We start from the raw sequence: 25485 nt of genomic DNA, 5'->3' as shown, positions 1-25485 counted from the left end.
GGAAGGGAAACCCGATGGCCGCCAGGCAGAATCCGAAACGGGAAAAGCTGATCGAGAAAGCACGCAAGATCGCGACCGGAGACAAGGCGGAACATCTGGACCCTCTCATTCTATTCGGACGCGCCAGCAATGACGACCTCGAGGCCTATACGCCTGAGATGCTGGAGCTTTCCACGGCCCATGCCGCCCGGCGGCTCAAGGCCTGGACGCGGATGCGGCCGGATATCACGATCGAGCAGGTAGCGGGCGTGGAACCCGCCGGCGTCCCGGTTTCGGTACTCACCGTTATCGACCGGAACATGCCCTTTCTTTTCGATTCGGTGATGGGCGAGGTCACCGGCACCCATCGCGATCTCTATATGGCGGTCCATCCCATTCTGCTGATGACGCCGGGAAAGGAGCCGGTGCTCCGCTCGAACGAAGCGCCCGGCGATCCCTCTCACCACGTCAGCCTCATCCAGATCCACATAGCGCCGCTCTCGCAGGAACAGGCCGCCTCGCTTGCCGAGCGCATCCGTCACGTGCTGGAGCAGGTGCATCTGGCGATCACCGACTGGAAACCGATGCTGGAGGTGCTGGAAGGGGCCGCCACCCAGCTTCGCGCGCATCCGGCAAGCCGCAGGAAGGCCGACCGGGACGAGGCTCTCGCATTTCTCGATTGGCTGCGCGACGATAATTTCGCCTTCCTCGGCATGCGCGAATACGTCTATTCCGGCAAGGGCGCAGAAGCCAAGGTGGAGCGGGGCAAGGGAAGGGGGCTCGGCATCCTCTCCGACCCTGACGTGCTCGTGCTGCGCCAGGGCAAGGATGCGGTGATGACGACGCCGGAAATCCTCGAGTTCCTGGAAGGGCCGGATTTCCTGATCGTCACGAAGGCGAATGTAAAATCCGTCGTGCACCGGCGCGCCTATATGGACTATATCGGCGTCAAGCGCTTCGATGCCGATGGCCAGGTGATCGGCGAACTGAGGATCGTCGGACTCTTCACAGCGACCGCCTATACCCATTCCGTCCGCGAAATTCCGCTGCTGCGGGCCAAGGCCGCCCGCGTCGAGGATCATTTCGGCTTCGATCCGGACAGCCATTCCGGCCGCATGCTTGCCAACACGCTGGAAGCCTATCCTCGCGACGATCTCTTCCAGATCGATACCGACGTCCTGGCGCGATTCTGCGAACAGATCATGGAGTTGAGCGAGCGGCCGAGGGTACGGGTCCTGCCGCGGGTAGATCATTTCGACCGCTTCGTCTCGGTGATCGTCTATGTGCCGCGTGAAGATTACAATTCCTTCGTCCGCGAAAAGGTCAGCGACTATCTTGCCCAGGCCTATGACGGACATGTCTCGGCCTATTATCCGGCTTTCCCGGCAGGCGGCGTGGCCCGCGTCCATATCATCATCGGCCGTCGCGGCGGAAAGACACCGCGCATTCCCCAGGCGAAGCTCGAAGAGACGATCCGTCTCATCGCCACGCCTTGGGAAGAGCGCTTCGCCGCCCTTGCAGAGACGGGGCCGCGCATATCCGTCACCAATGCGTTCCAGGAGGCTTTTACTCCCGACCAGGCGTTCGCCGATCTCGAGGACATTGCCGCCTGCGCGGCGGGGGAGACGATCCGCATCGCCTTCTACCACGACCCGACGGACAAGCCCGGCACCGTCTCCCTCAAGATCTTCCACCACGACCGTCATCTTTCGCTTTCGCGCCGCGTGCCGCTTCTGGAAAATCTCGGCTTTCACGTGGTCAGCGAGCGAACCTTCGATATAGGTGTAGGCCCTGAGGACGACCGCAAGCTCGTCGTGCTGCACGACATGGAACTGCAGCTCACCGGACAGGAGACGATCGACCTTTCCCGCGAAGGGCCGCTTCTGGAAGAGGCCTTCCTCGCCGCCTTCGAAGGCACGGTCGACAATGACGGCTTCAACCGCCTTGTCCTGCTCGCCGGCCTTTCGGCGCGCGAGGTGACGGTACTGCGCGCCTATGCGCGCTATCTGCGCCAGGCCGGCATCGTCTATTCGCAGAACTACATTGCCGATACCCTTACGAAATATCCGGAGATTTCCGCCGCTATCTTCCGCCTGTTCCGGGATGGTTTCGATCCGAAGCTTGGCGATAAGGCGCGCGTCAAAAAGCTCGCCGATCATCATGCCGCCATCGAAACGGCGCTAGCAGGCGTGCCCAATCTCGATGAGGACCGGACGCTGCGCCGCTATGTCAACGCGGTCGACGCCACGCTTCGGACCAATTATTTCCAGCGCGATGCCGACGGAGCGCCGAGAAAGGTTCTCGCCTTCAAATTCGATCCGAAATTGCTGGATGGCCTGCCACAGCCGCGGCCCTTCCGCGAAATCTTCGTCTATGGAACGGAAGTGGAAGGCGTACACCTGCGCTTCGGCAAGGTGGCCCGCGGAGGCCTGCGCTGGTCCGATCGCGGCGAGGATTACCGCACGGAAATCCTTGGCCTGGTCAAGGCGCAGCAGGTGAAGAACGCCGTCATCGTGCCGGTCGGCGCCAAGGGCGGCTTCTTCCCCAAGGCGCTGCCGGCCGGAGGCTCGCGCGACGAGATATTCAATGCCGGACGCGAGGCCTACAAGACCTTCATCCGCACGCTTCTTTCCGTCACCGACAACATCCTGGGCTCCGAAGTGGTTGGCCCGCCGGACACTGCGCGCATCGACGGTGACGACCCCTATTTCGTCGTTGCGGCAGACAAAGGAACCGCCACCTTCTCCGATACCGCCAACGGGCTGGCGCAGGAAGCCGGCTTCTGGCTGGACGATGCCTTCGCGTCGGGCGGATCGGCCGGCTATGACCACAAGAAGATGGGCATCACCGCACGCGGCGCCTGGGAAGCGGTAAAGCGCCACTTCCGCGAAAAGGATATCGATATCCAGACGACGCCGTTCACCGTGGCGGGCGTCGGCGATATGTCCGGCGACGTCTTCGGCAACGGCATGCTGCTGTCGCGCCAGATCCGCCTGATCGCCGCCTTCGACCATCGGGACATCTTCATCGATCCCGATCCGCATATCGAAAAATCCTTCGCTGAGCGCGAGCGGCTGTTCAAGCTGCCGCGATCGAGCTGGCAGGACTATGATCGCAGCACGCTTTCGCAAGGTGCGATGATCATTTCCCGCTCCGAAAAATCGGTGAAGCTCACCAGGGAGGCGGCGGCGGCGATCGGAATGGAAAAGACCGTCGCCACCCCCTTCGAGATCATGACCGCGATCCTGAAGAACCCTGTCGATCTCCTCTGGTTCGGCGGCATTGGCACCTATATCAAGGCCGCTTCGGAGACGGATGCCGAGGTCGGCGACCGTGCCAACGATCCGATCCGCATCACCGCCGGCGAAGTACGCGCGAGCGTGATCGGCGAGGGCGCCAATCTCGGCGTCACCCAGAAGGGGCGTATCGCCTATTCGCTGGCCGGCGGCCGCTGCAATTCCGATGCGATCGACAATTCCGCCGGCGTCAATTCCTCCGACGTCGAGGTCAATATCAAGGTCGCGCTGAACCCCGCCATGCAGGATGGCCGGCTGACGCGGGGCAAACGCAACCAGCTTCTCTCATCCATGACCGACGAAGTCGCAGCCCTCGTGCTGCGCAACAACTATCTGCAGCCGCTGGCGATCTCGCTCACCGAGCGTAAGGGAACCGCCAATCGTGAGGAACTGTCGCGATTGATGTCGGTTCTGGAAGCGCAGGACCAGCTCAACCGCAAGGTGGAAACCCTACCGAACGATGCCGAGCTGGCCGAACGCTATGTTTCCGGCAGGCCTTTGACCCGGCCCGAAATCGCCGTTCTGCTCTCCTATGCCAAGATCGTCCTGTTCGATGCGCTCGTGGCGAGCGAGCTGCCCGACGATCCCTATTTCCTGACGATGCTTAAGGCTTATTTCCCCGCCAGGATGCAGAAGGCTTTCGCCGGCGATATCGAAAACCATCGCCTGCACCGCGAGATCATAGCGACCTCGCTTGCCAACGAAGCCATCAACCGCGGCGGGCCGGGCTTCGTCCAGAAGATGAGCGATCTGACAGGCACATCCGCGGCAAGCGTCGTCAAGGCAGCCTATCTCGCCCGCGATGGATTCGATCTGCCGAAACTCTGGGCTGAGGCGGACGCCCTGGACGGGAAGATATCCGGCGAGGCGCAGAACGGTCTCTACGCACGGATCAGCGAAATATTCTCCGAAGCGACCCGGCTCATCCTCGAGACCGGCGCGGCTGTCGGCGATATGGAAAGCGCCATTCGCCGGCTCAAGAACGCGATCAAGGGCCTGCGTGCCTCGATTGGATCCCTCGGCCTTGCCGATGCCATCGAAACGAACGCCGCGGAGCTCGAGGCGCAGGGAACTCCCGCACAGCTCGCGGCCGAAATCGCTCTGCTTGCGACCCTCGTTCTCACGCCCGAGATCATGCTGATCGCCGAACGGACGGGCGAAAGCCTCTCCCGCGCAGCGGATATATACTTCGCAGTCACGAAAACCTTCCGGGTCGATCGCCTGCTGGAAGTCGGTAGACGCATTGCCACCTCGGACCACTACGAGAGCCTTGCGCTTTCCCGCAGCCTTCAGCAGATCACCACGGCGCGGCGCGATATCGTGATTGCGGCGCTTGCGGCCTATCCGAAAGAGAAGAAACCGCTGGGAGCCTGGGTTTCGACCGATCGCCTGCGGATAAACCGCATCGGGACGGAACTGGTGACTTTAAGCGAAGGCAGCGATCCGACCCTGCCTAAAATCACCGTGGCGGCAGGCCTGCTCAGCGACCTTGCGCATGGAAGGGTGAGGTGAGACAACGGGACCGATAGCTTGAACCCGGGGGAAAAGGTGGCCGTGTCTCATCTTGAGGAAGTGCCGGCGAAAGCCGGCCGGCGCGGTGTCTGGGGCTGGATGCTGTTCGACTGGGCCGCCCAGCCCTTCTTCACCGTCGTCACCACCTTCATCTTCGGCCCCTATTTCGTCTCGCGGCTCACCGCAGATCCGGTCTCCGCCCAGACCGCCTGGAGCAATATGGCGACGATCTCTTCGCTGATCATCGCCATTCTCTCCCCCGTTCTCGGCTCGATTGCCGATCAATCCGGCCCGCGCAAGCCGTGGATCGCCTTCTTTGCCCTGGTCAAGATCACCTGCGTCTCGGCGCTCTGGTTCGCCGCGCCCGGCTCGCCGATCATCTGGCCGATGATCTTCATGATCCTGGCCTCGATCGCCGCTGAGTTCTCGACCGTCTTCAACGATTCCATGATGCCGAGGCTCGTCGGCAGGGACGAGGTGGGACGCATCTCGAATATCGCCTGGGGGCTCGGCTATCTCGGTGGCATGGTGGTTCTGATCGCCGTCGTCACGCTGCTTGCCGCAAACCCGCAAACCGGCCGCACGCTGATCGGCTTGCCCCCGCTTTTCGGCCTCGATCCGCATCAGGGCGAGGATGCCCGCATTACCGGCCCGATCGCCGGCCTCTGGTATCTCGTCTTCATTCTGCCGATGTTCTTCTTCACGCCGGATGCCGCCAAGGGCCTGCCCATGGCGCAGGCCGTGCGCGCTGGTCTTTCGGAACTTGCCGGCACGCTCACAGATCTGCGCCGGCGCATCGGCATCGCCAAATTTCTGGTGGCCCGCATGCTCTATCAGGATGGCGTCAACGGTCTTCTGATCCTCGGCGGCGCCTTCGCAGCCGGCATGTTCGGCTGGGCGACGATCGAGATAGGCATCTATGGCATCATCTTGAATGTCGTGGCGATCTTCAGTTGCCTGCTGGCAGGCAGGCTCGACCGGCACCTCGGCTCCAAGATCATGGTCGTCATAAGCCTCGTGCTGCTCATCGTCGCGACCATCGGCATCGTTTCGACCGGTCCGGGCTTCGTCTTCTTCGGACTGCTGCCGCTTTCGCAGGAAGACGCCGGCGGTCTTTTCGGCACCGCTGCGGAAAAGGCCTATATTCTCTTCGGGCTTCTGATCGGCATCGCATTCGGGCCCGTCCAGGCTTCGTCACGCTCCTATCTCGCCCGCAGCATCGAACCCTCGGAAAGCGGCCGCTATTTCGGCATCTACGCGTTTTCCGGCCGCGCGACGAGCTTTCTCGCCACCCTTCTCTTCTCGATGGTGACCTATGCCAGCGGCTCGGCCCGGCTCGGCATGGCGACGCTGATCATCTTCCTGGCCGCGGGACTGTTGCTGCTGCTGGCCACGCCTTATCCGGCGGACCGCCGTCGATAATGCTTGCCAAGCTTCCCTCGTCATTCCTGTGCTTGTCACAGGAATCCAGCCACGCGAAGTCCTTCGCGTGAAAAGGCTTCCATGCGCCGCAGACGCGGCGCTGCTGGATTCTGTGACAAGCACAGGGATGACGGGCGGAATTAATGCCTGAAATGCCGCATCCCGGTAAAGACCATCGCCACGCCATGCTCATCGGCGGCGGCGATCACCTCTTCGTCACGCATCGAGCCGCCCGGCTGGATAACGGCGGTGGCGCCCGCCGCGATCGCCGAAAGCAGGCCGTCGGCGAAGGGGAAGAAGGCTTCCGATGCGACCGCCGAACCCTTGGTCATCGGCTCCGCCCATCCCATCGCTTTCGCCGCCTCTTCAGCCTTGATGCCGGCGATACGGGCCGAATCGATCCGGCTCATCTGGCCTGCGCCGATGCCGGCGGTCTGGCCGTTCTTGGCATAGACGACTGCGTTCGATTTTACGTGCTTGGCGACCTTGAAGGCGAATTTCAGGTCGGCGAGTTCCTGTTCGGTCGGCGCGCGCTTGGTCACCACACGTAGATCGAGATCCTCCACCATGCCGTTGTCGCGGGTCTGCACCAGAAGTCCCCCGGCAACCGTCTTGGCCGTCAGGCCGCGCGAGCGCGGATCGGGAAGGCCGCCGGCGGCAAGCAGGCGAAGGTTCGGTTTCCTGGCGATGATCGCCCTGGCTTCCTCGGAAACCTCCGGTGCGATGATGACCTCAGTGAAGAGCTTGACGATCTCCTCGGCTGTTTCCGCGTCCAGCGTCTGATTGAGCGCGATGATGCCGCCGAAGGCCGAGGTCGAATCGCAGGCGAGCGCCTGCCGATAAGCTTCCGCAAGGGTCGGAGCAACCGCAACGCCGCAAGGATTGGCATGCTTGATGATGGCGCAGGCCGGGCCGTTTTCCGGCGCGAATTCGCCGATCAGCTCATAGGCGCCATCGGTATCGTTGATATTGTTGTAGGAGAGCTGCTTGCCCTGGATGAGGGTGGCGGTCGCAACGCCCGGCCGCTTCTCGCCGGTGACGTAGAAGCCCGCGCTCTGGTGAGGGTTTTCGCCATAGCGCATCTCTTCCTTCAGCACCCCGCCGATCGTCCGGTAGCGCGGAATTTCGATGTCGAGCGCTTCCGCGAACCAGTTGGAGATCGCCGTGTCGTAAGCGGCCGTGCGTGCATAGGCCTTGGCGGCCAGCCGCTGCCGGAAGGCATAGACGGTGTGGCCTTCATCGCTGCGCAAAGCCTCGATGAGCGCCGGATAATCGGAAGGATCGGTAACGATCGTCACATACGCGTGGTTCTTTGCCGAGGCGCGGATCATCGCCGGCCCGCCGATATCGATGTTCTCGACGGTGGTGGGATAATCGCCGCCAGCGGCGCGCACTTCCTCGAAGGGGTAGAGATTGATGACGGCGAGATCGATGCCGTCGATCCCGTGCTCCTTCATGGCCGCGGCATGCTCTTCATCGTCGCGGATCGCCAGAAGCCCGCCATGCACGGTCGGATGCAGCGTCTTGACCCGGCCATCCATGATTTCCGGAAAGCCCGTCACTTCGGAGACGTCGGTCACGGGAAGTCCGGCCGCCGCGATGGCCTTGTGCGTGCCTCCGGTCGAAAGCAGCCGCACCCCGTGATCCACCAATGCCTGCGCAAGTTCGATGATGCCGGTCTTGTCGGAGACCGAGAGCAGCGCGGTGCGGACCTTGATCCGGTCGGGGGCGGGAATTTTCTTTGAAACGACGGCCATGGGCTTCTCCTTGGAACACGGCCCACGGACGGGCGCAAGGGACGGATGCCGCCGCGTTAGCACAGCCTCGTCCGGGAGGAAACCGCTATTCGCTCCGCCTCATCATCCAGCGGATTTCGCTCACCGCGGGCGGCGAGAACTCGATCACCAGCTGCTGGCTGGGGCGGAAACCGGAGGCATCTGCAAAGAAGATATCCTCCTCGATCGCCACCGCAAGGCCTGGGGCGGAGAAGACCCAGGTTTCACCATCCGGAGCCTGCATCGTCACGCTCTCCTCGTCCTGCCTCGAAAGATGGATCACCGGATGGACATGGAAGCGCGCCGTCGCCAGAAGCGGCTCATCGGATGCTCCCCCTCCTTCCGCCGGCACCAGCCTGTCGTGGCCCTTGATCTTGCCTCCCTTGAGGCTGAGACCGATCTCGCGCTCATGGACATAGCCGAACTGCCTGACATAGCCGTCGTGCCGGGCGCGCAGCCAGTCGTTGCCGTGCTGGTCGTCGGAACGCTCCACCTCAATCCTGGAGACGCCGGAAATGAGGAAAGGTCCGGAAAACCGCGAGCGAAGGATCCGGCTGGAGGAGGTCTCGTTGAGCGTCACCGTCGAATGGGCCGCCGTCGCCCTTGCGATCGTCCGATAATTGCGACCGGCGAATTTCGGCGCGCCGCAGTTGATGATGAAGCGATGGCGGCCTGCCGACATCTCGAAGGAAAGGCAGCCCGCATGGGCCGTGCGCGAAAGTTCGGGCGATAGAGCGCGTCCGGTATCGACGATGACCGTCTCGTTCTCGGAGGTCAGGCGATGATAGTTCATGTGCGGAAGCGACTTGAACGGCTTGCCCGCCGTCTCATCGTAGCGCAGCACGGACATCAGCTCGCTCGCGGGCGTCGAGCTTGCGCCGTTGAAAAGCGCGAGGTCTCCATCCTGATGGCGGAAGAAGCGCAAAGCCGGATACATGCGGTCGATCGTCGGAATGAGCTTCTGCGGCAGTTCATGACCGAGATTGATATAGGTCTGGCGAAGCGGCAGGAGGTCGATCAGGATATCAAGGAGGGCGCGCGGGTTGCGCGAGACATGCCCGCCATCGGCCAGGATCTGCCGCTCCAGCTCGCGGTCGAGCTTCTGCCCCTCCCGGCGGATATAGGCATTGCGGGTCGGCATCGAAATCGAGGCCATGGCGAGCGCGATGCGTATCCTCAGTCGCGTTTCGCCTTCCGGAACACAGCCGGCTATCTTCTTCAGATATCGAACCTGCTGGGCAAGGCTCCGCATGAAGCGACGGTAGAAGCCCGCTTCGGCGCCTTGCAGAACCACGGTGGAATGGGAAAGCCAGGCGATGACCCTTTCGGCCATGACATTGGCCTCCCAGGCAACGCCGCTGCGGTTGCGCCCGTGAAGCGTGATCCAGTCGGCAACGATGCTGCGGGCCTGTGCACAAGCCTCCTCGGTCTTGTTGGCGCGGATATGTCTGAGCCAGGTGAAGGAATGCAGCCTCTCGGCGAAGATCTTCGAGGGAAGCTGCACCGCGAAGGGGGACTCCCCATAGGTCGTCAGCACCGTACCGGCCAGCGGGAAGCGATCTTCGAGTATCTCCTCGGCGACGAAGAGGTCTATCGAATGCAGGTCCGTGGGCGCGACGATTAGCCGTTCGGGAATTTTCAGCGTGAAGGACGTCAAGGCCAGCCGCAAGGAGGCGGTGCGCCGGCAAAGGCGCCGCCCGAGTTCCCGCAAGCCGAAGGAAACGAGCCTTCGACGATCCGCGAGCTGCATGGCCAAACTGAAACACTCCGCAGGATTTACGGCCGCCCATGGGACGACGCACCTTTTAGACTCTGTGAATAAAATGGGGCTCTATGGTGAATAAAATCTTACCGTACGCGCAGCACGGACGCGAAGAAGCCGTCCATGCCTCCGGCGAAGCTCCCGTCCGGCGGAAGCATTGCCGGAGTGGTGCGGAACTCCCCGAGCGGCGAGATCGCCGTTTCGAGGCCCGCCCAATCGCCGGGATCGACCGGCACGCGCTCGATGGCTGGTGTATCCGAAAGCACCCGGGCGACGAGATCCTCACCCTCGGAGGGATCGAGTGAACAGTTGGAGAAGACGACGAGGCCACCGGATTTCACCAGCGTGATGGCATGGCGCAGCATCTTCTCCTGCAGCGCGGCGAGCTTTTCTATATCCCGGGGCCCCTTGGTCCACAGCACGTCCGGATGGCGCCGCGTCGTACCGGTGGAAGAGCAGGGCGCGTCGAGAAGCACGCCGTCAAGCAGCGCATCCGGCCTGAAAGTAAAGAGGTCCGCTCCGATGAACTGCGCATCGAGGTTCAGGCGCTTCAGGTTTTCTTCAAGTCGCGCCAGCCGGTTCGCCGATTGTTCGACGGCGATGACTTTTGCGCCGGCAGCGGCGAGCTGCGCCGTCTTGCCGCCCGGTGCAGCGCATAGATCGGCGATCAGCTTGCCCTTGAGCTCGCCGAAGAGTTTCGCCGGAATACTGGCCGCCACATCCTGCACCCACCAGGCGCCTTCCTCGAACCCCTCGAGCGCGGTGACCGAACCCTCGAAAGACGGAAGACGGATGCTGCCGGTCGGCAAAAGCTTGCCTCCGAGCCTTGCAGCCCAGCGCTCCGGATCGGCCTTGACCGTCAGGTCGATCGCCGGCGGTTCGAGCTGCGCCTCGGCGATCCGGTGTGCCTGCTCCTTTCCATAGGCCGCCGAGAGCCGTTCAGAGAACCAGGCGGGCAGGGGGGAGACCGTAGCGGTCCGTGCTAGGATATCGTCCTTCTCGCGCGCAAGCCGCCGCAGTACGGCGTTCACCAGCTTGGCAAACCGCCGGTTCCGCGGATCGCGATTAGCCTGCTCGACGGCAAGATCAACCGCCGCATGCGAAGGAACGTCGAGATGCAGGATCTGCGCCGCCGCGACGACCAGCACGTGATGCAGGGCCCGAGCGCCCTCCGGCAGCGGCGTATCGATGAGGGAATTGATCGCCGCTTCGAGACGCGGCAGATGGCGAAGCGCGGAGGTGAGGATCGCCCGAGTCAGCGCCCTGTCCGCCTCGCTAAGCGCCTTGTAGGCGGGATTGCCGTGGGCGGGATCGAGCATACCGTCGAGCGATATCTTTCGATCCACGACGGCCGCCAGAAGCTTGGCAGCCGTGGCTCGGACCTCAAGACCCGGCTTGGCCTCGGGACCGTGATTTGCGGAAGCTTGTTTCCCGCTATGGACCGGCGGCTTGGAAGTCTTCTTCTTGCTGTCGTTCAACTTGTTCTCGTTCAGGACCAGGGGCCTTTGGGCGGTTCGGAAGGACCGCGGCCCCAGCCGGCATTCGGCACCGACCGCGAAGTACGGGTCGGTCTATCAGCCCCGAGTGACCCCGTCGAGGCTCCGGTCCCGAATTCGCCCGCCATCTGCTGGAGCGCGGCGATGCGGTTTTCGGTGTTCGGGTGGGTCGAGAACAGGTTGTCCATGCGCTCGCCGGAAAGCGGATTGATGATGAACACATGCGCGGTTGCCGGGTTGCGCTCGGCATCGTAGTTCGGGATCGCATGCGCGGCGCCGGCGATCTTGCCGAGCGCGGAGGCAAGCCAGAGCGGGTTGCCGCAGATTTCCGCGCCGCGCCGGTCGGCGGAATATTCGCGCGTGCGGCTGATCGCCATCTGCACCACCATGGCAGCGAGCGGAGCGACGATCATCGCGAGCAGCACGCCGATGAAGCCGAGCGGATTGCTGTTCTCCCGGTTGCCGCCAAAGAAGAAGGCGAAGTTGCCGAGCATGGAAATCGCGCCGGCAAGGGTGGCTGTAACCGTCATGGTGAGCGTGTCGCGGTTCTGGATATGCGCAAGCTCATGCGCCATCACACCCGCCACTTCCTCATGCGTCAGCCGTTCCAGAAGACCGGTGGAGGCTGCAACGGCGGAGTTCTGCGGGTTGCGGCCGGTTGCGAAAGCGTTCGGCTGCGGATTGTCGTAGACATAGACTTTCGGCATCGGCAGGCCGGCATTGGCCGAAAGATCCCGGATCATCTGATGGAGTTCCGGCGCATTGCGCTCGTCTACTTCATGGGCGCCATAGGCCCGCAGCACCATCTTGTCGGAATTCCAGTAGGAGAAGAGGTTCATGGCCGCGGCCATGATCAACGCGATCATCATCCCGCCCCGGCCGCCGATCAGAAATCCGACGCCCATGAACAAGGCGGTCATGAAGGCCAGAAGCATGGCGGTGCGCATCACGTTCATCGTCATATCTCCCGAAAACCGACACCGCCTTTCTTCCTGGCGGCGAACGACTTATGATGTGGTCATTCAGCGGTATTTTTCAATATTCGAACCGCGGAGCACAACCTATGCAGAATGCCGATAACGACAATATAGAAGCAACGGTGGAAGGCGCAGCGCCGAAAAAGTCGCTTTCACCCGCCGCGCAACGCGCGCTGAACGAGGCCGAAGAGCGGCGGCGGCGTGAAATGCACGCGAAGATGCCGCCGGAGTTCGGCGGCCGCGGTGGAGCCGATCCCGCGCGTTTCGGCGATTGGGAAATCAACGGCCGCGCCATCGATTTCTAGAACGTGCCGCGATCCTTCAGCTTCACTCTTCGCCTTTAAACCTTTTGCTTCCAGGCATGCTTGCCGCAAACCCGGCATGTTTGCTCGCGCACATGTTTTGAAGCAGCGGCAGGAAAGTTTTCCGTTTTCCGTGACGATACGGCAGAAACGTAAGTAAATATTCCTATTGACTTACGCCACATGTCGGAATTTATTCCTTTCATGGTCAAGTCGCTTCCGATTCTTGCCGGCCTTTTCCTGACCCTGATCACCGGGGCGGCCGCGCGCGAAGAGATTTCCGGACCGGTTGCGGCACATATTCTCCGCGTCATCGATGGCGACACCCTGCTTGTCGAAGCAGAGCCATGGCCGCAGCAGAAGATCGAGGTCTATGTCCGCATTCGCGGCATCGATGCGCCGGAACTCCGCTCGAAATGCCTGGCGATACGCCATGCCGGGCTGAATGCCCGTCAGGCACTGGAGGCTCTCACCTCAGGCTCACGCAAAATTCAGCTCACCCGCATCGCCGGCGATAAATATTTCGGCCGCATCGTCGCGGACGTGATGCTCCCCGACGGCGTGAACGCCGCCGACCGCCTGCTGCTTGCCGGTCTCGTCACCGGCTATGACGGCGGCCGCAAGCCGCGCGAGGTTTGCGGAACCGCCAGCCTTGGCGATCATTGATCTTGTTCGATCCACGCCCTTTGGAGGAACGATGGCCGAGGATTTCTGGAAATTTGAGCAAAGCCTATGGGTGGAGGGCACCCCGGCCTATGAGAAGCTGCTTCATCCGAATTGCATCATGGTGTTTCCGGCTCCCGCGGGGATCATGGGCGCGGAAGCCGTCCTGAACGGTATCGACGGGGCGCCTCGATGGCTGAGCGTAAAGCTGGACGAGCAATCCAGCCTGGAAGCCAACGGCGAGACCGTGATTCTTGCCTACAGGGCGGAAGGCCGCAGGCAGGGTTCTCCCGCCTATTGGGCCTTCTGCAGCTCCACCTATGTCCGCCACGCGGGCGAGTGGCGGATCATCCAGCACCAGCAGACGCCGATCGCCTGATTTACCGCTCCGTGAGAAACGGCAAGACGCGCGAATTCAGCCCGCTTTGTTCTGCCGGTTGGCGATGAGATCCTCCACCACGCCGGGATCGGCGAGTGTGGAAGTATCGCCGAGCGAACCGAAGTCGTCCTCGGCGATCTTTCGCAGGATACGGCGCATGATCTTGCCCGAACGGGTCTTCGGCAGGCCCGGCGAAAACTGGATCTTGTCGGGTGTGGCGATCGGACCGATTTCCTGGCGTACATGCTTCACCAGTTCCTGGCGAAGCTCGTCATTGCCTTCCTGTCCCGCCATCAGCGTCACATAGCAGTAGATGCCCTGGCCCTTGATATTGTGCGGATAGCCCACGACAGCCGCTTCCGAGACGAGCTCGTGGGAGACGAGCGCCGATTCCACTTCCGCGGTTCCGAGGCGGTGGCCGGAGACGTTCAGCACGTCGTCGACGCGGCCGGTGATCCAGTAATAGCCGTCCTCGTCGCGCCGGCAGCCGTCGCCGGTAAAATATTTCCCCTTATAGGTGGAGAAATAGGTCTCCACGAAACGCTCGTGGTCGCCATAGACGGTGCGCATCTGGCCGGGCCAGCTATCGGCGATGCAGAGATTGCCGTCCGCCGGCCCCTCCAGCACCTTGCCTTCATTGTCGACGAGTTCCGGCTTCACCCCGAAGAAGGGCTTCGTCGCCGAACCGGGCTTCAGATCGGTGACACCCGGCAGCGGGGTGATCATATGGCCGCCCGTTTCCGTCTGCCACCAGGTGTCCACGATCGGAGAACGGCCGTCGCCCACCACGTGATAATACCATTCCCAGGCTTCCGGATTGATCGGTTCGCCGACCGTGCCGAGCAGACGCAGGCTTTTGCGGGAGGAGCGCTTGACGAACTCGTCGCCGGCGCCCATCAGCGCGCGGATCGCGGTCGGCGCGGTATAAAAGATGTTGACCTTGTGCTTGTCCACGACCTCCCAGAAGCGCCCCTGGTCGGGGAAGTTCGGCACGCCTTCGAACATCAGCGTGGTGGCGCAGTTCGCCAGCGGTCCGTAGACGATATAGGAATGGCCGGTTACCCAGCCGACATCCGCCGTGCACCAGTAGATGTCGCCATCCTGATAGTCGAAGACATATTCGTGGGTCATCGCGGCATAGACGAGATAGCCGCCCGTGGTGTGCAGAACGCCTTTCGGCTTGCCGGTGGAACCCGAGGTATAGAGGATGAAAAGCGGATCTTCCGCCTTCATCTTCACCGGCTCGCAATGCGCCTTCGCGCCGGCGGTTTCCTGATGGTACCAGAGGTCGCGGCCGGACGTCCAACCGGTCTTGCCGCCGGTGCGCCGCACGACGAGCACCTTGTCGACCGTCACGTTCTGGCGCGCCGCAATCTCGATGGCCTTGTCCGTATTCTCCTTGAGCGGTATCGGCTTGCCGCCGCGAACACCCTCGTCGCAGGTGATCACGAAGGTCGACTGGCAGTCGACGATGCGGCCAGCCAATGCATCCGGGGAAAAGCCGCCGAATACCACCGAATGCACCGCGCCGATGCGTGCGCAGGCGAGCATCGCATAGGTCGCTTCCGGGACCATCGGCATATAGATGGTAACGCGGTCGCCCTTCTTGACGCCGTGCTTTTTCAACACGTTGGCCAGCCGGCAGACCGCCTCGTAGAGCTCGTTATAGGTGATCTTCTTGTCGATATAGGGATTGTCGCCCTCCCAGATGATGGCAGTGCGTTCCCCGTGCTTCTTCAAATGCCGGTCGATGCAGTTGTAGGAAACATTGGTCTGTCCGTCCTCGAACCACTTGATCGAGACCTTGCCCTTGAACGAGGTGTTCTTGACCTTGGTATAGGGCTTGAACCAGTCGATGCGCTTGCCGTGCTTGCCCCAGAACTTGTCCGGATTCTCAATGCTGTCCTCGTACCACTTCTCATATTTGGCCTTGTCGATGAGAGCCTTTGCCTTTGCGGACTTGAGAACCGGATAGACTTTTTCGGACATGAATTCCTCCCTGCTTGTCATCGACGACGATGCACCGAACCGTCAGCGATATGTGAGGCATTCATAACAGGTGAAGCAAGAGCGGCAATTAGACAAATGGTCCATGAAGGCAGGTCGCGGAAACGTGAGAGCCTGTTTTTCCGGCCGCGGCATGCGTCAAAACAACGGCTTGAGGCCTCGCCTCATTTTTCTCTGGAGGTGATGCGTCCCAGGGGCCGAAGCCTGTTTCAAACATTTGCAATTCTGTCTCAATCCGGTTATAGAGGCGCCATTAATTCCCGGAAATTGTGGTTGATACCCACGGCCCGCGACACCGGCGCGGACGGACAGAGGAACTATATCCATGGCTCAACAACTGCTCATGCCGAAGGCAACGGCCGTCTGGCTGGTCGATAACACGGCCCTTTCCTTCGACCAGATCGCCCAGTTCTGCAAGCTGCACCCGCTCGAGGTGAAGGCGATTGCCGATGGCGAAGCGGCGCAGGGCATCAAGGGCCTCGACCCCATAGCCACCGGCCAGCTTTCCCGTGACGAGATCGCCCGCGGCGAGGCGGATGTGAACTACAAGCTGAAGATCTCCGAGCCGAAGGTTCGTGTGCCGGAATCGAAGCGCCGCGGCCCGCGCTATACCCCGGTTTCCAAGCGCCAGGATCGCCCCAACGCCATCCTCTGGCTGGTGCGCAATCATCCTGAACTCAAGGATGCGCAGATTTCCCGCCTCGTCGGCACCACCAAGTCGACGATCGAGCAGATTCGCGAACGGACCCACTGGAACTCCGCCAACCTGACGCCGATGGACCCTGTAACGCTTGGCCTCTGCAGCCAGATCGATCTCGATCTCGAGGTGGAAAAGGCCTCCAAGGGCCGTCCGCTGCCAAGCGCGGCCGAGCTCGGCGCTTCGCTGCAGCCGGCGGCGGAAACCGAGAACCTCGATTTCGGTTATCGCGGCGAGCGCGAGGAAGAAAAGGAAATCGATGCGGATGCGGTCTTCGCAAAGCTCAGCTCGCTGAAGTCCAACCGTCCCGAAGAGGACGAGGACGAAAACTTCTGAGAAGGGCCGCCTCCTCTTGCCTGTTCAAGGCCCCGGATCGCTTCCGGGGCCTTTTGTTTTTCAGGCGCTTTGCCTGAAACCACCGCCGCCTTGGGCGTAGCCGTTCGCCTTGAGAACGGCTGTGATCTCGTCGAGAACCGCCGCATCCTCGATGGTCGCCGGCATCGTCCAGGGCATCTCATCGGCGATCTTCTGCATCGTGCCCCGCAGGATCTTTCCCGATCGTGTCTTCGGAAGCTTCGGCACCACCATCACGGTTTTGAAGGCGGCCACCGGGCCGATCTCATTGCGCACCAGGTCGGCCACTTCCCTGGCGATCGCCGATGTTTCCCGTGAAACCCTGTTTTTGAGAACGAGGAAGCCGCAGGGGATCTGCCCCTTCACCTCGTCCCTGACGCCGATGACCGCGCATTCGGCCACGTCCGGATGCTTGGCGCAGACCTCTTCCATGGCACCCGTGGAAAGCCGGTGGCCCGCACAGTTGATGATGTCGTCGGTGCGCGCCATCACGAAAAGATAGCCATCCTCGTCGATCAGCCCGGCATCGGCGGTCTTGTAGTAGCCCGGGAATTCCGCAAGGCAGGTTTCGCGGAACCGCTGGTCCGCATTCCAGAAGCTGACGAGGCAACCGGGCGGCAGCGGCAGCCGGATGACGATATTGCCGAGCGTGCCTGCCGGCAGCGGCTTGCCGTCATCGTCCAGCACCTCGAGCGCATAGCCGGGCAGGGGACGCGTCGGCGAACCGTATTTGAGCGGCATCAGCCCGAGCCCCACCGGATTGGCGACGACCGGCCATCCGGTTTCGGTCTGCCACCAATGGTCGATCACCGGAACCTTCAGCCTCTCCTCGGCCCATTTCAGCGTTTCCGTATCGGCCCGCTCTCCCGCCAGAAACAGGGCTCTGAAACCCGAAAGATCGTATTTGGAGACCAGTTCCCCGGCTGGATCGTCGCGCCGGATCGCCCGGAAGGCGGTCGGCGCGGTGAACATCACCTTCACGTCGTGATCGCTGATGACCCGCCAATAGGTTCCGGCATCCGGCGTGCCCACCGGCTTGCCTTCGAAGATCACGCTGGTATTGCCGGCAAGCAGCGGCCCGTAGACGATATAGGAATGGCCTACCACCCAGCCGATGTCTGAAGCGGCCCAGAAGACCTCGCCGGGCTTCACGCCGAAGACGTTCTCCATGCTCCAGTGAAGCGCCACCATGTGCCCGCCATTGTCGCGCACCACGCCCTTCGGCTGGCCGGTCGTGCCGGATGTGTAGAGCACGTAAAGCGGGTCGGTGGCCAGCACGGGCGTGCATTCCACATCGGTGCCCTTGGCCCTTTCGGCCGCTACGGCATCGGCAAAATCGAGGTCCCGTCCGGGCAGCAGTTCCGCCTGAAGCTCCTCTCTCTGCAGAACGAGGCAGTGCGCGGGCTTCACACGCGCAAGTTCGATCGCCTGATCCAGCAGCGGCTTGTAAGCAATCACTCGACCGGGCTCCAGTCCGCAACTGGCGCTGATCACCAGTTTCGCCTCCGAATCATTGAGGCGCGCTGCGAGCTCCTGCGCCGCAAACCCGCCGAAAACGACGGAGTGGATGGCTCCGAGCCGCGCGCAGGCGAGCATGGAAAACACCGCTTCCGGCACCATCGGCATGTAGATGACCACCCGGTCGCCCTTGCCGATACCGAGATCGCGCAATACCGCCGCGATGGCTTTCACCTCGGTAAGGACCTCGCGATAGGTGAAGCTCTTCTGCTTGCCCGTCATCGCGCTGTCATAGATGAAAGCGCGCCGCTCTCCACGCCCGGCGGCAACATGGCGATCGAGGCAGTTGTAGCAGGTGTTCGTCTCTCCGCCGGTGAACCAGCGGCCATAGACGCCCTGATCCCTGTCGAAGATCTTCGCCGGCGGCCTGAACCAGTCGATCGCTTCGGCGGCTTTCTCCCAAAACCGCTCCGGATCGGCCTTCCAGCCTTCGTAAGCATCGAAATAGCGGCTTTGCATCTGCACCTCCCGTTACATTGCGCTGCCTGAGGAGAGCAATCTAGGGTGCGGTGGAGGTGCGGGAAACCCCGACGAAAGCTTTAGGCTCAGCGGGCCCCGAAGATCGCCGAGCCGACACGCACGCTGGTGGCGCCGAATTCGACGGCGGTTTCGAAATCCCCGGACATGCCCATCGACAGCCTCTCGAGACCGCATTGCTTGGCGAGCTTCGCAAGCAGCGCGAAGTGCGGACCGGGATTTTCCTCCGCCGGCGGAATGCACATCAGTCCCTCGATCGAAAGCCCGAGTTCATCGCGGCAGAAATCAACGAAGGAGGCCGTCCGCTTCGGTTCGATGCCTGCCTTCTGCGGCTCCAGACCGGTGTTCACCTGCACATAGAGCCGCGGCGCCTTTCCTTGCTTGTTCATCTCGTCAGCCAGCGCGCGCGCGATCTTTTCCCGGTCCACGGTCTCGATCACGTCGAAGAGCTTCACCGCGTCCGCCGCCTTGTTGGATTGCAGCGGCCCGATCAGGTGCAGGTCGATATCCGGCGTTTCCGCCTTCAGCTCCGGCCATTTGCCTTGGCTTTCCTGCACGCGGTTCTCGCCGAACACGCGCTGCCCGGCGGCGATCACCGGCCGGATCTGCTCCGCATCGAAAGTCTTGGAGACGGCAACAAGGGTGACGGACCCTTGCGATCTGCCAGCCTGGCGCTCCATCTTGCCGATCCGCGCCTTCACATCCTGCAACCGCTCTTCCACGCTCATGATCCGACCTTTCCGCATTTCTTGCCGAGTGAGCGATTAGCGCTCATATAAGCGGCTGCCAAGGGCGTTCCGCTCGAAACTTTGAACCCTTCCGAGCCCGTAAAACTTGACGCTTGCGGGGTTTCATGGTGAAGGTCTCGCCCGACTCTTTTATCCAGATTTTCCCGGAATATCATCGAAATGGCGACTGAACGTTACAATCCGCGCGATGCCGAGCCTCGTTGGCAGCAGAAGTGGAACGAGGCGAAGGTTTTCGAAACCGACAACGGCGATCCGCGCGAGAAGTATTACGTCCTCGAGATGTTCCCCTATCCTTCGGGCCGCATCCACATGGGCCATGTGCGCAACTACGCGCTGGGCGACGTGGTGGCGCGCTACAAGCGCGCCCGCGGTTTCAACGTGCTGCACCCGATGGGCTGGGACGCTTTCGGCATGCCGGCGGAGAATGCCGCACGCGACAACAAGGTGCACCCGAAATCCTGGACCTACCAGAACATCGCCTCGATGAAGACGCAGCTCAAGGCCATGGGCTTGTCGCTCGACTGGTCCCGCGAATTCGCCACCTGCGACGTGGAATATTATCACCGCCAGCAGGCACTCTTCCTGGACATGATGGAAAAGGGCCTCGTCTACCGCAAGAAGTCCAAGGTCAACTGGGACCCGGTCGACCACACCGTTCTGGCGAACGAACAGGTCATCGACGGTCGCGGATGGCGCTCAGGCGCGCTGGTGGAGCAGCGCGAGCTGGTGCAGTGGTTCTTCAAGATCACCGATTTCAGCCAGGATCTGCTGGACGAGCTCGATACGCTCGATCAGTGGCCTGAAAAGGTCCGGCTGATGCAGAAGAACTGGATTGGCCGCTCCGAAGGCATGGCGGTCCGCTGGGAAATCGTGCCCTCGACCGCACCTGCCGGCGAAACCGAGGTCACCGTATACACCACCCGGCCGGACACCTTGTTCGGTGCCTCCTTCCTCGCCATTGCCGCCGATCATCCGCTCGCCCGAGCGGCAGCGGAGAAGAATCCGGCTATCGAGGCCTTTGCCGAGGAGTGCCGGCGGCACGGCACCTCTCTCGCCGCCCTCGAAACGGCCGAGAAGAAGGGCATCGATACCGGTATTCGCGTGAAGCATCCGCTCGATCCCTCCTGGGAACTGCCCGTCTATGTGGCGAACTTCGTGCTGATGGAATACGGCACCGGCGCGATCTTCGGCTGCCCCTCCGGCGACCAGCGCGACCTGGATTTCGCGCGCAAATACGGCCTGCCCGTCGTTCCCGTGGTCATGCCGAAGGATGGCGACGCCGCCACCTTCGAGATCGGCGATACGGCTTATGTCGATGACGGCGTGATGATCAACTCGCGTTTCCTCGACGGCAAATCGACCACGGACGCCTTCGAACTCGTCGCGGAAAAGCTGGAGAGCACGTTGCTCGGCAACCAGCCGCAAGGCGAGCGCAAGGTGAACTTCCGCCTGCGTGACTGGGGCATTTCCCGCCAGCGCTATTGGGGCTGCCCGATCCCGGTCATCCACTGCGACGATTGCGGGGTCGTGCCCGTTCCGAAGAAGGATCTGCCGGTCGAGCTGCCCGAGGACGTCACCTTCGATCAGCCGGGCAACCCGCTCGACCGCCATGCCACTTGGCGACACGTCGCCTGCCCGAACTGCGGCAAGGATGCGCGGCGCGAAACCGACACCATGGATACGTTCGTCGATTCGAGCTGGTATTACACCCGCTTCACGGCACCGCGTGAGGACGCTCCCACCGATCCGGCTGTCGCTGACCGCTGGCTGCCGGTCGATCAGTATATTGGCGGCATCGAGCATGCGATCCTGCACCTGCTCTATTCGCGCTTCTTCACCCGCGCCATGCGTGAAACAGGTCACTTGGACGTGAAGGAGCCCTTCAAGGGACTGTTCACCCAGGGAATGGTCGTGCACGAAACCTATCGCCGCGGCACTGGCCAGAACGGCGAGTGGGTATCGCCGGCGGAGATCCGCATCGAAGAGATAGACGGCAAGCGCCGCGCCTTCCTGCTGTCCGATGGCGAGGAAATTTCGATCGGCTCGATCGAGAAGATGTCGAAATCGAAGAAGAATGTCGTCGATCCGGACGATATCATCGCCTCCTACGGCGCCGACACAGCCCGCTTCTTCGTTCTGTCGGATTCGCCGCCGGATCGCGACGTCATCTGGTCCGAGGCGGGCGTCGAAGGCGCTCACCGTTTCACTCAGCGCCTCTGGCGTCTGATTTCGGAAGCCTCCGGGAATCTCGTCGGCGTTAAGCCGAATCCGGCTAAGAATGGCGAAGCCTTGCCTATTTCGCAGGCGGCGCACAAGACGCTGAAGGCGGTTCAGGAAGATTACGATAGGCTCTCCTTCAACAGGGCCGTGGCGCGCATCTACGAGCTGGTGAACACCCTTGCCGCTCCCTTGGCGAAGGTGGCCTCGGGTGAGGGAGATCCGACCTATCGCGCCGCCGTGCGCGAAGCCGCGGAAATCCTCGTCCAGGTCGTTGCACCCATGACGCCGCATCTGGCCGAGGAATGCTGGGCCGTGCTCGGCAATGCCGAAATGGTCAGCCGCACCCCATGGCCCGCCTATGACGAAACCCTCGTGGTCGAGAACGACGTCACGCTGCCGATCCAGATCAACGGCAAGAAACGCGGCGAATTGACAATTGCCCGCGACGCGGATCAAAGTGCCGTCGAAGCTGCGGTTCTGGCGCTGGATGCGGTGAAGGCGGCTCTTGACGGCCGGGCGCCCAAAAAGATCATCGTCGTCCCACAGAGGATCGTGAACATTGTCGTGTGACTTCTTTCACAGGTTTCCCAAAGCCCTTGCCGTGGCGGCCGGTCTCTCGGCGCTTGCCGTCATTGCCGGATGCCAGGTCCGCCCGCTCTATTCGGAAGCCTCCGGGACGGCCCAGCGCCTCGCCGCGATCTCCTTCTCACACGCGGATAACCGGGTCGAACAGGCTGTCCGCAATCATCTGATCTTCCTGACCTCCGGCGGCGCCGGGGAGCCGGCGAAGGCGGATTATGACGTCAAGCTTGACGTGACCTCCCAGTATATCGACGTTCTCGACGACGAGGACAGGCTGGGCATGCCGGGCCGCGTCACGGTGTTCGCCACCTATTCGCTTTCTCGCGTCAGCGATGGCCAGGTGCTGAGATCCGGCAGACGTCAGGTTACCGCCCTGATGGATATCTCCAGGCAGGAATTCGCCAAGCTGCGCGCAATTCGCGATGCCGAGGACCGCGCTGCCCGCGAGGTTGCCGAATTCGTCCGCGCCGATCTTGCCGCGGTTATTGCCCGTGAGCCACAGCCGCAACCGGTCACATGGCAGAAATAAAGTCCCACGAGTTCGACCGTTTCATCCAGAAGGGCGCGGAACTCTATCGGATTTTCGTCATCTACGGGCCCGACAGAGGGCTCGTTTCGGAACGCGCGGCTCAGATTGCCGGCAAGACCGGTGTTTCGGCAGACGATCCATTCTCCATGCTGAAGCTCGATGTTTCCGATCTTCAGGGCGATCCCGGGCGCCTGCTGGATGAGGTCAATTCCCTTGGCTTGTTTGGCGGCGCCAAGCTGGTCTGGCTTCGCGGAGCAGCGAACGAAAAGCCTCTGCTTGATGCGGTTCAAGTCCTGGCCGATGGTCCGCCGCCGGCGAACAACCTCATCATCGAGGCCGGCGACCTCAAGAAGGGAAGCGGTCTGCGCAAGATCGTCGAGCCCGCAAGGTCGATCGCCGTCATCCCCTGCTATGCCGATGACGCGCGCGCATTGAACTCGCTGATCGATACAGAACTCGCGGCCGAAGGATTGAAGATAAGTTCTCCGGCGCGCCAGCGTCTCCTTGAGCTCCTGGGCGGCGACAGGGCAGCCTCCCGAAACGAGATCCGCAAACTCGCGCTCTACTGCCGCGGAATGCAGATTATTGAAGAAATTCAAGTAGATGAAATTATAGGTGATGCCAGCGCCATCTCCACCGACGAGGTCGTCGACGCCGTGCTCAGCGGTGATCTGCCGGCCTTTCACCACGCGTTGCAGAAGGTTCTGGTGTCCAAGACCCCCGTTTTCCTTGTTCTGCAGGCCTGCCTTAAACAGTTCCAGATGCTGGACCTGATGCGCAGCGAGATGGATGAGAAGAAGATGCAGAGCGGCCAGGTCATGGCGACGCTCGGCCGCCATATCCATTTCAAGCGAAAGCCCATCGTCGAAAAAGCGCTTAGAAATTGGAACGCCGCAGCGCTCGCCCGCGAGACGGCCCGCTTGCAGGCAGCCATTCTCCAATCGCGCCGGAGACAGAGCCTGGAGCCGAACATCGCCTTTCAGGTGTTGATGGCGACGGCCTTGCAGTCAAGCCGCTCGATGTCCTGACCCGCCGCCGGTGGGGCTCACAGCGTCCGAAAAGTCCAATCTGATTCAGATGTTGGCGGCTTAACGCCGTTCCAGAAGGCGGCAGATTTCTTCCAGCTGCTCAAGCGTGCGATAGCTGATCCGCACCTGCCCACCCCCACCGCGATGATTGATCTTCACATCGAGGCCGAGCGAGTCGGAAAGCGTGCGCTCGAGAGCGAGCGTATCGGAATCCTTCTGTTCGGTCCTTCCCGCGGACGCAGGTTCGTTCTGCGCCTTGATATCGTTCTGCGCGAGCCGCTCCGCATCGCGAACCGACATTCCCTTGGCGACGATCGTGCGGGCCAGCGAAACCGGATCGGATGTGGTGATCAGCGCGCGCGCATGGCCGGCGGAGAGGCTGCCGGCGGAAAGCATATCCATCACCGGCGCTGGAAGCTTGAGAAGACGCAGGCTATTGGCCACATGGCTGCGGCTCTTGCCGATGATTTCGCCGAGATCGTTCTGGGTATATCCATGCTCGGCAATCAACTGCTCGTAACCCAATGCCTCTTCGACCGGATTGAGATCCGAGCGCTGAACGTTCTCGACGATCGCAAGCTCGAGCGCCGTCCGGTCGTCCACATCGCGCACGATGACAGGGATATCGATGAGCCCGGCGAGCTGGGCAGCCCGCCAGCGCCGCTCACCGGCTATGATCTCGAAGCGCTCGCCTCTGGGGCGCACCACGACGGGCTGAACGATCCCGTGCTGCCTGATCGAGCTTGCCAGATCCTGGAGCTCATTCTCGTCGAACTGCCGGCGCGGGTTCTTCGGATTGCGCGAGACATGTTCGATCGGCACAGCCCGATCGGGATTGACCGTCTGCTGCGGGCCGGTGTCCGCGGGAAGCGGCTGATCCATCTCCCCAATCAGCGCCGCTAGGCCGCGCCCGAGGCGCCGTTTCGAAAGATCGTCATTCATCGTGCTTCATCCGTCTCGTCTTATCTATCAGGCAGCCTTGCGTCTGCGCTCGCGCTGGATCACTTCGGAAGCCAATTGAAGATAGGCCTGACTGCCTGCGCATTTCAAATCATAGAGAATGGCCGGCTTGCCATAGGAAGGGGCTTCCGATACGCGAACATTTCGCGGAATAAGCGTATGATAGACCTTCTCGCCCAAGTAAGTCCGCACATCGCTGACGACCTGCTGGGCAAGGTTGTTGCGCGAATCGAACATCGTCAGCACTATTCCCTGGATATCCAGGGTCGGATTGACCGTCTGCCGCACCTGATTGACCGTTTCGAGAAGTTGGCTCAACCCTTCCAGGGCGAAGAACTCGCATTGCAGAGGGACAAGGATCGAATGGGCCGCCGCCATGGCATTCATGGTCAGGAGATTGAAAGAGGGCGGGCAATCCAGCAGGACATAGGAATAATTGCTCGCTGCTTCCGAATTCAAAGCGCGGCGCAGTTTGAAAGCCCTATCAGGCTGCTGGGCGATTTCGGATTCGAAACCGAGAAGATCCATCGTCGAGGGCACGATCGAGAGATTCGGGACCGCCGTGTCCAACGCAGTCTCGGTGACGTCGCTATAGCCCATCAGAAGATCGTAGGAGGAAAGCTTCCGATCCCGGCGATCGATCCCGAGGCCGGTACTCGCATTTCCCTGCGGGTCCAGATCAACGATCAGTACACGTTCCCCGATCGCCGCAAGTGCGGTCGCGAGATTGATGGCCGTGGTCGTCTTACCGACACCGCCCTTTTGATTGGCAATGGTGATAATCCGGTTTTTTTCGAACAT

General features: G+C 61.9%; 18 protein-coding genes. 9 read left to right on the top strand and 9 right to left on the bottom strand.

Annotated features, from left to right (window positions below; genetic code table 11):
- Positions 1–14: 14 nt before the first annotated feature.
- On the top strand, positions 15–4787 hold the full coding sequence (locus YH62_RS23485; RefSeq protein WP_046796731.1) for an NAD-glutamate dehydrogenase: 4773 nt from the start codon (positions 15–17) through the stop codon (positions 4785–4787).
- A gap of 36 nt (positions 4788–4823) precedes the next feature.
- Positions 4824–6209, top strand: coding sequence for an MFS transporter (locus YH62_RS23480; protein ID WP_245282166.1), 1386 nt, complete (start codon positions 4824–4826; stop codon positions 6207–6209).
- A gap of 140 nt (positions 6210–6349) precedes the next feature.
- Here YH62_RS23480 and purH read toward each other — a convergent pair whose 3' ends face one another.
- From purH to htpX, 4 genes are all read right to left on the bottom strand, one after another.
- Positions 6350–7966 (bottom strand): bifunctional phosphoribosylaminoimidazolecarboxamide formyltransferase/IMP cyclohydrolase, encoded by a 1617-nt coding sequence (gene purH, locus YH62_RS23475; protein ID WP_046796729.1) that lies wholly within the window; start codon positions 7964–7966, stop codon positions 6350–6352.
- Between the two features lie 85 nt (positions 7967–8051).
- Positions 8052–9734, bottom strand: coding sequence for a heparinase II/III family protein (locus YH62_RS23470; protein ID WP_046796728.1), 1683 nt, complete (start codon positions 9732–9734; stop codon positions 8052–8054).
- A 98-nt stretch (positions 9735–9832) separates the two neighbouring features.
- Positions 9833–11224 carry a transcription antitermination factor NusB gene (locus YH62_RS23465; RefSeq protein WP_046796727.1) on the bottom strand — a complete coding sequence of 464 codons (1392 nt, stop codon included), beginning with the start codon at positions 11222–11224 and terminating at the stop codon, positions 9833–9835.
- Between the two features lie 11 nt (positions 11225–11235).
- A complete protein-coding gene (gene htpX / locus YH62_RS23460; protein WP_046796825.1) occupies positions 11236–12198 on the bottom strand; it encodes a zinc metalloprotease HtpX in 963 nt (320 codons plus the stop codon).
- Positions 12199–12305: 107 nt separating this feature from the next.
- Between htpX and YH62_RS23455 the strand changes: the two genes are divergently transcribed.
- The 3 genes from YH62_RS23455 to YH62_RS23445 all read left to right on the top strand — a co-directional run bounded on the left by YH62_RS23455 (position 12306) and on the right by YH62_RS23445 (position 13563).
- On the top strand, positions 12306–12524 hold the full coding sequence (locus tag YH62_RS23455) for a DUF1674 domain-containing protein (protein ID WP_046796726.1): 219 nt from the start codon (positions 12306–12308) through the stop codon (positions 12522–12524).
- Between the two features lie 201 nt (positions 12525–12725).
- Positions 12726–13187, top strand: a complete 462-nt coding sequence (locus YH62_RS23450) for a thermonuclease family protein (RefSeq protein WP_046796824.1) — start codon at positions 12726–12728, stop codon at positions 13185–13187.
- A 31-nt stretch (positions 13188–13218) separates the two neighbouring features.
- Positions 13219–13563: a nuclear transport factor 2 family protein gene (locus tag YH62_RS23445; RefSeq protein WP_046796725.1), complete on the top strand. Its 345-nt coding sequence runs from the start codon at positions 13219–13221 to the stop codon at positions 13561–13563.
- A 36-nt stretch (positions 13564–13599) separates the two neighbouring features.
- On the opposite strand, the gene acs is transcribed toward YH62_RS23445, so the two are convergent.
- Positions 13600–15552, bottom strand: coding sequence for an acetate--CoA ligase (acs, locus tag YH62_RS23440; RefSeq protein ID WP_046796724.1), 1953 nt, complete (start codon positions 15550–15552; stop codon positions 13600–13602).
- A gap of 343 nt (positions 15553–15895) precedes the next feature.
- On the opposite strand from acs, the gene YH62_RS23435 reads away from it, so the two are divergent.
- Positions 15896–16603 carry a DUF1013 domain-containing protein gene (locus YH62_RS23435; RefSeq protein ID WP_046796723.1) on the top strand — a complete coding sequence of 236 codons (708 nt, stop codon included), beginning with the start codon at positions 15896–15898 and terminating at the stop codon, positions 16601–16603.
- A gap of 60 nt (positions 16604–16663) precedes the next feature.
- Here YH62_RS23435 and YH62_RS23430 read toward each other — a convergent pair whose 3' ends face one another.
- Positions 16664–18598, bottom strand: a complete 1935-nt coding sequence (locus YH62_RS23430) for a propionyl-CoA synthetase (RefSeq protein WP_046796722.1) — start codon at positions 18596–18598, stop codon at positions 16664–16666.
- Between the two features lie 86 nt (positions 18599–18684).
- Positions 18685–19344, bottom strand: coding sequence for a YggS family pyridoxal phosphate-dependent enzyme (locus YH62_RS23425; RefSeq protein WP_046796721.1), 660 nt, complete (start codon positions 19342–19344; stop codon positions 18685–18687).
- 180 nt (positions 19345–19524) lie between these two features.
- On the opposite strand from YH62_RS23425, the gene leuS reads away from it, so the two are divergent.
- The 3 genes from leuS to holA are packed head-to-tail and all read left to right on the top strand — an operon-like array spanning position 19525 to position 23724.
- Complete coding sequence (leuS, locus tag YH62_RS23420) at positions 19525–22155, top strand: leucine--tRNA ligase (RefSeq protein ID WP_046796720.1); 2631 nt, start codon at positions 19525–19527, stop codon at positions 22153–22155.
- The gene (locus YH62_RS23415; RefSeq protein ID WP_245282165.1) at positions 22145–22696 is read left to right on the top strand and encodes a hypothetical protein; all 552 of its coding nucleotides are present in this window, start codon (positions 22145–22147) and stop codon (positions 22694–22696) included. The genes leuS and YH62_RS23415 overlap by 11 nt, the downstream gene beginning before the upstream one ends.
- Positions 22684–23724 (top strand): DNA polymerase III subunit delta, encoded by a 1041-nt coding sequence (holA, locus tag YH62_RS23410; protein WP_046796718.1) that lies wholly within the window; start codon positions 22684–22686, stop codon positions 23722–23724. Before YH62_RS23415 ends, holA begins: the two co-directional genes overlap by 13 nt.
- A gap of 60 nt (positions 23725–23784) precedes the next feature.
- Here holA and YH62_RS23405 read toward each other — a convergent pair whose 3' ends face one another.
- Together YH62_RS23405 and YH62_RS23400 are read right to left on the bottom strand one after the other, a co-directional pair.
- Positions 23785–24666 (bottom strand): ParB/RepB/Spo0J family partition protein, encoded by an 882-nt coding sequence (locus YH62_RS23405; protein WP_046796717.1) that lies wholly within the window; start codon positions 24664–24666, stop codon positions 23785–23787.
- A 27-nt stretch (positions 24667–24693) separates the two neighbouring features.
- Positions 24694–25485 (bottom strand): ParA family protein, encoded by a 792-nt coding sequence (locus YH62_RS23400; protein WP_046796716.1) that lies wholly within the window; start codon positions 25483–25485, stop codon positions 24694–24696.

Origin of the sequence: Rhizobium sp. LC145 (genome assembly GCF_001005825.1) — a bacterium.
Lineage (GTDB): Bacteria > Pseudomonadota > Alphaproteobacteria > Rhizobiales > Rhizobiaceae > Neorhizobium.
The sequence above is the reverse complement of the archived record's forward strand: the minus strand, read 5'-3'. Positions and strand labels throughout refer to the sequence as shown.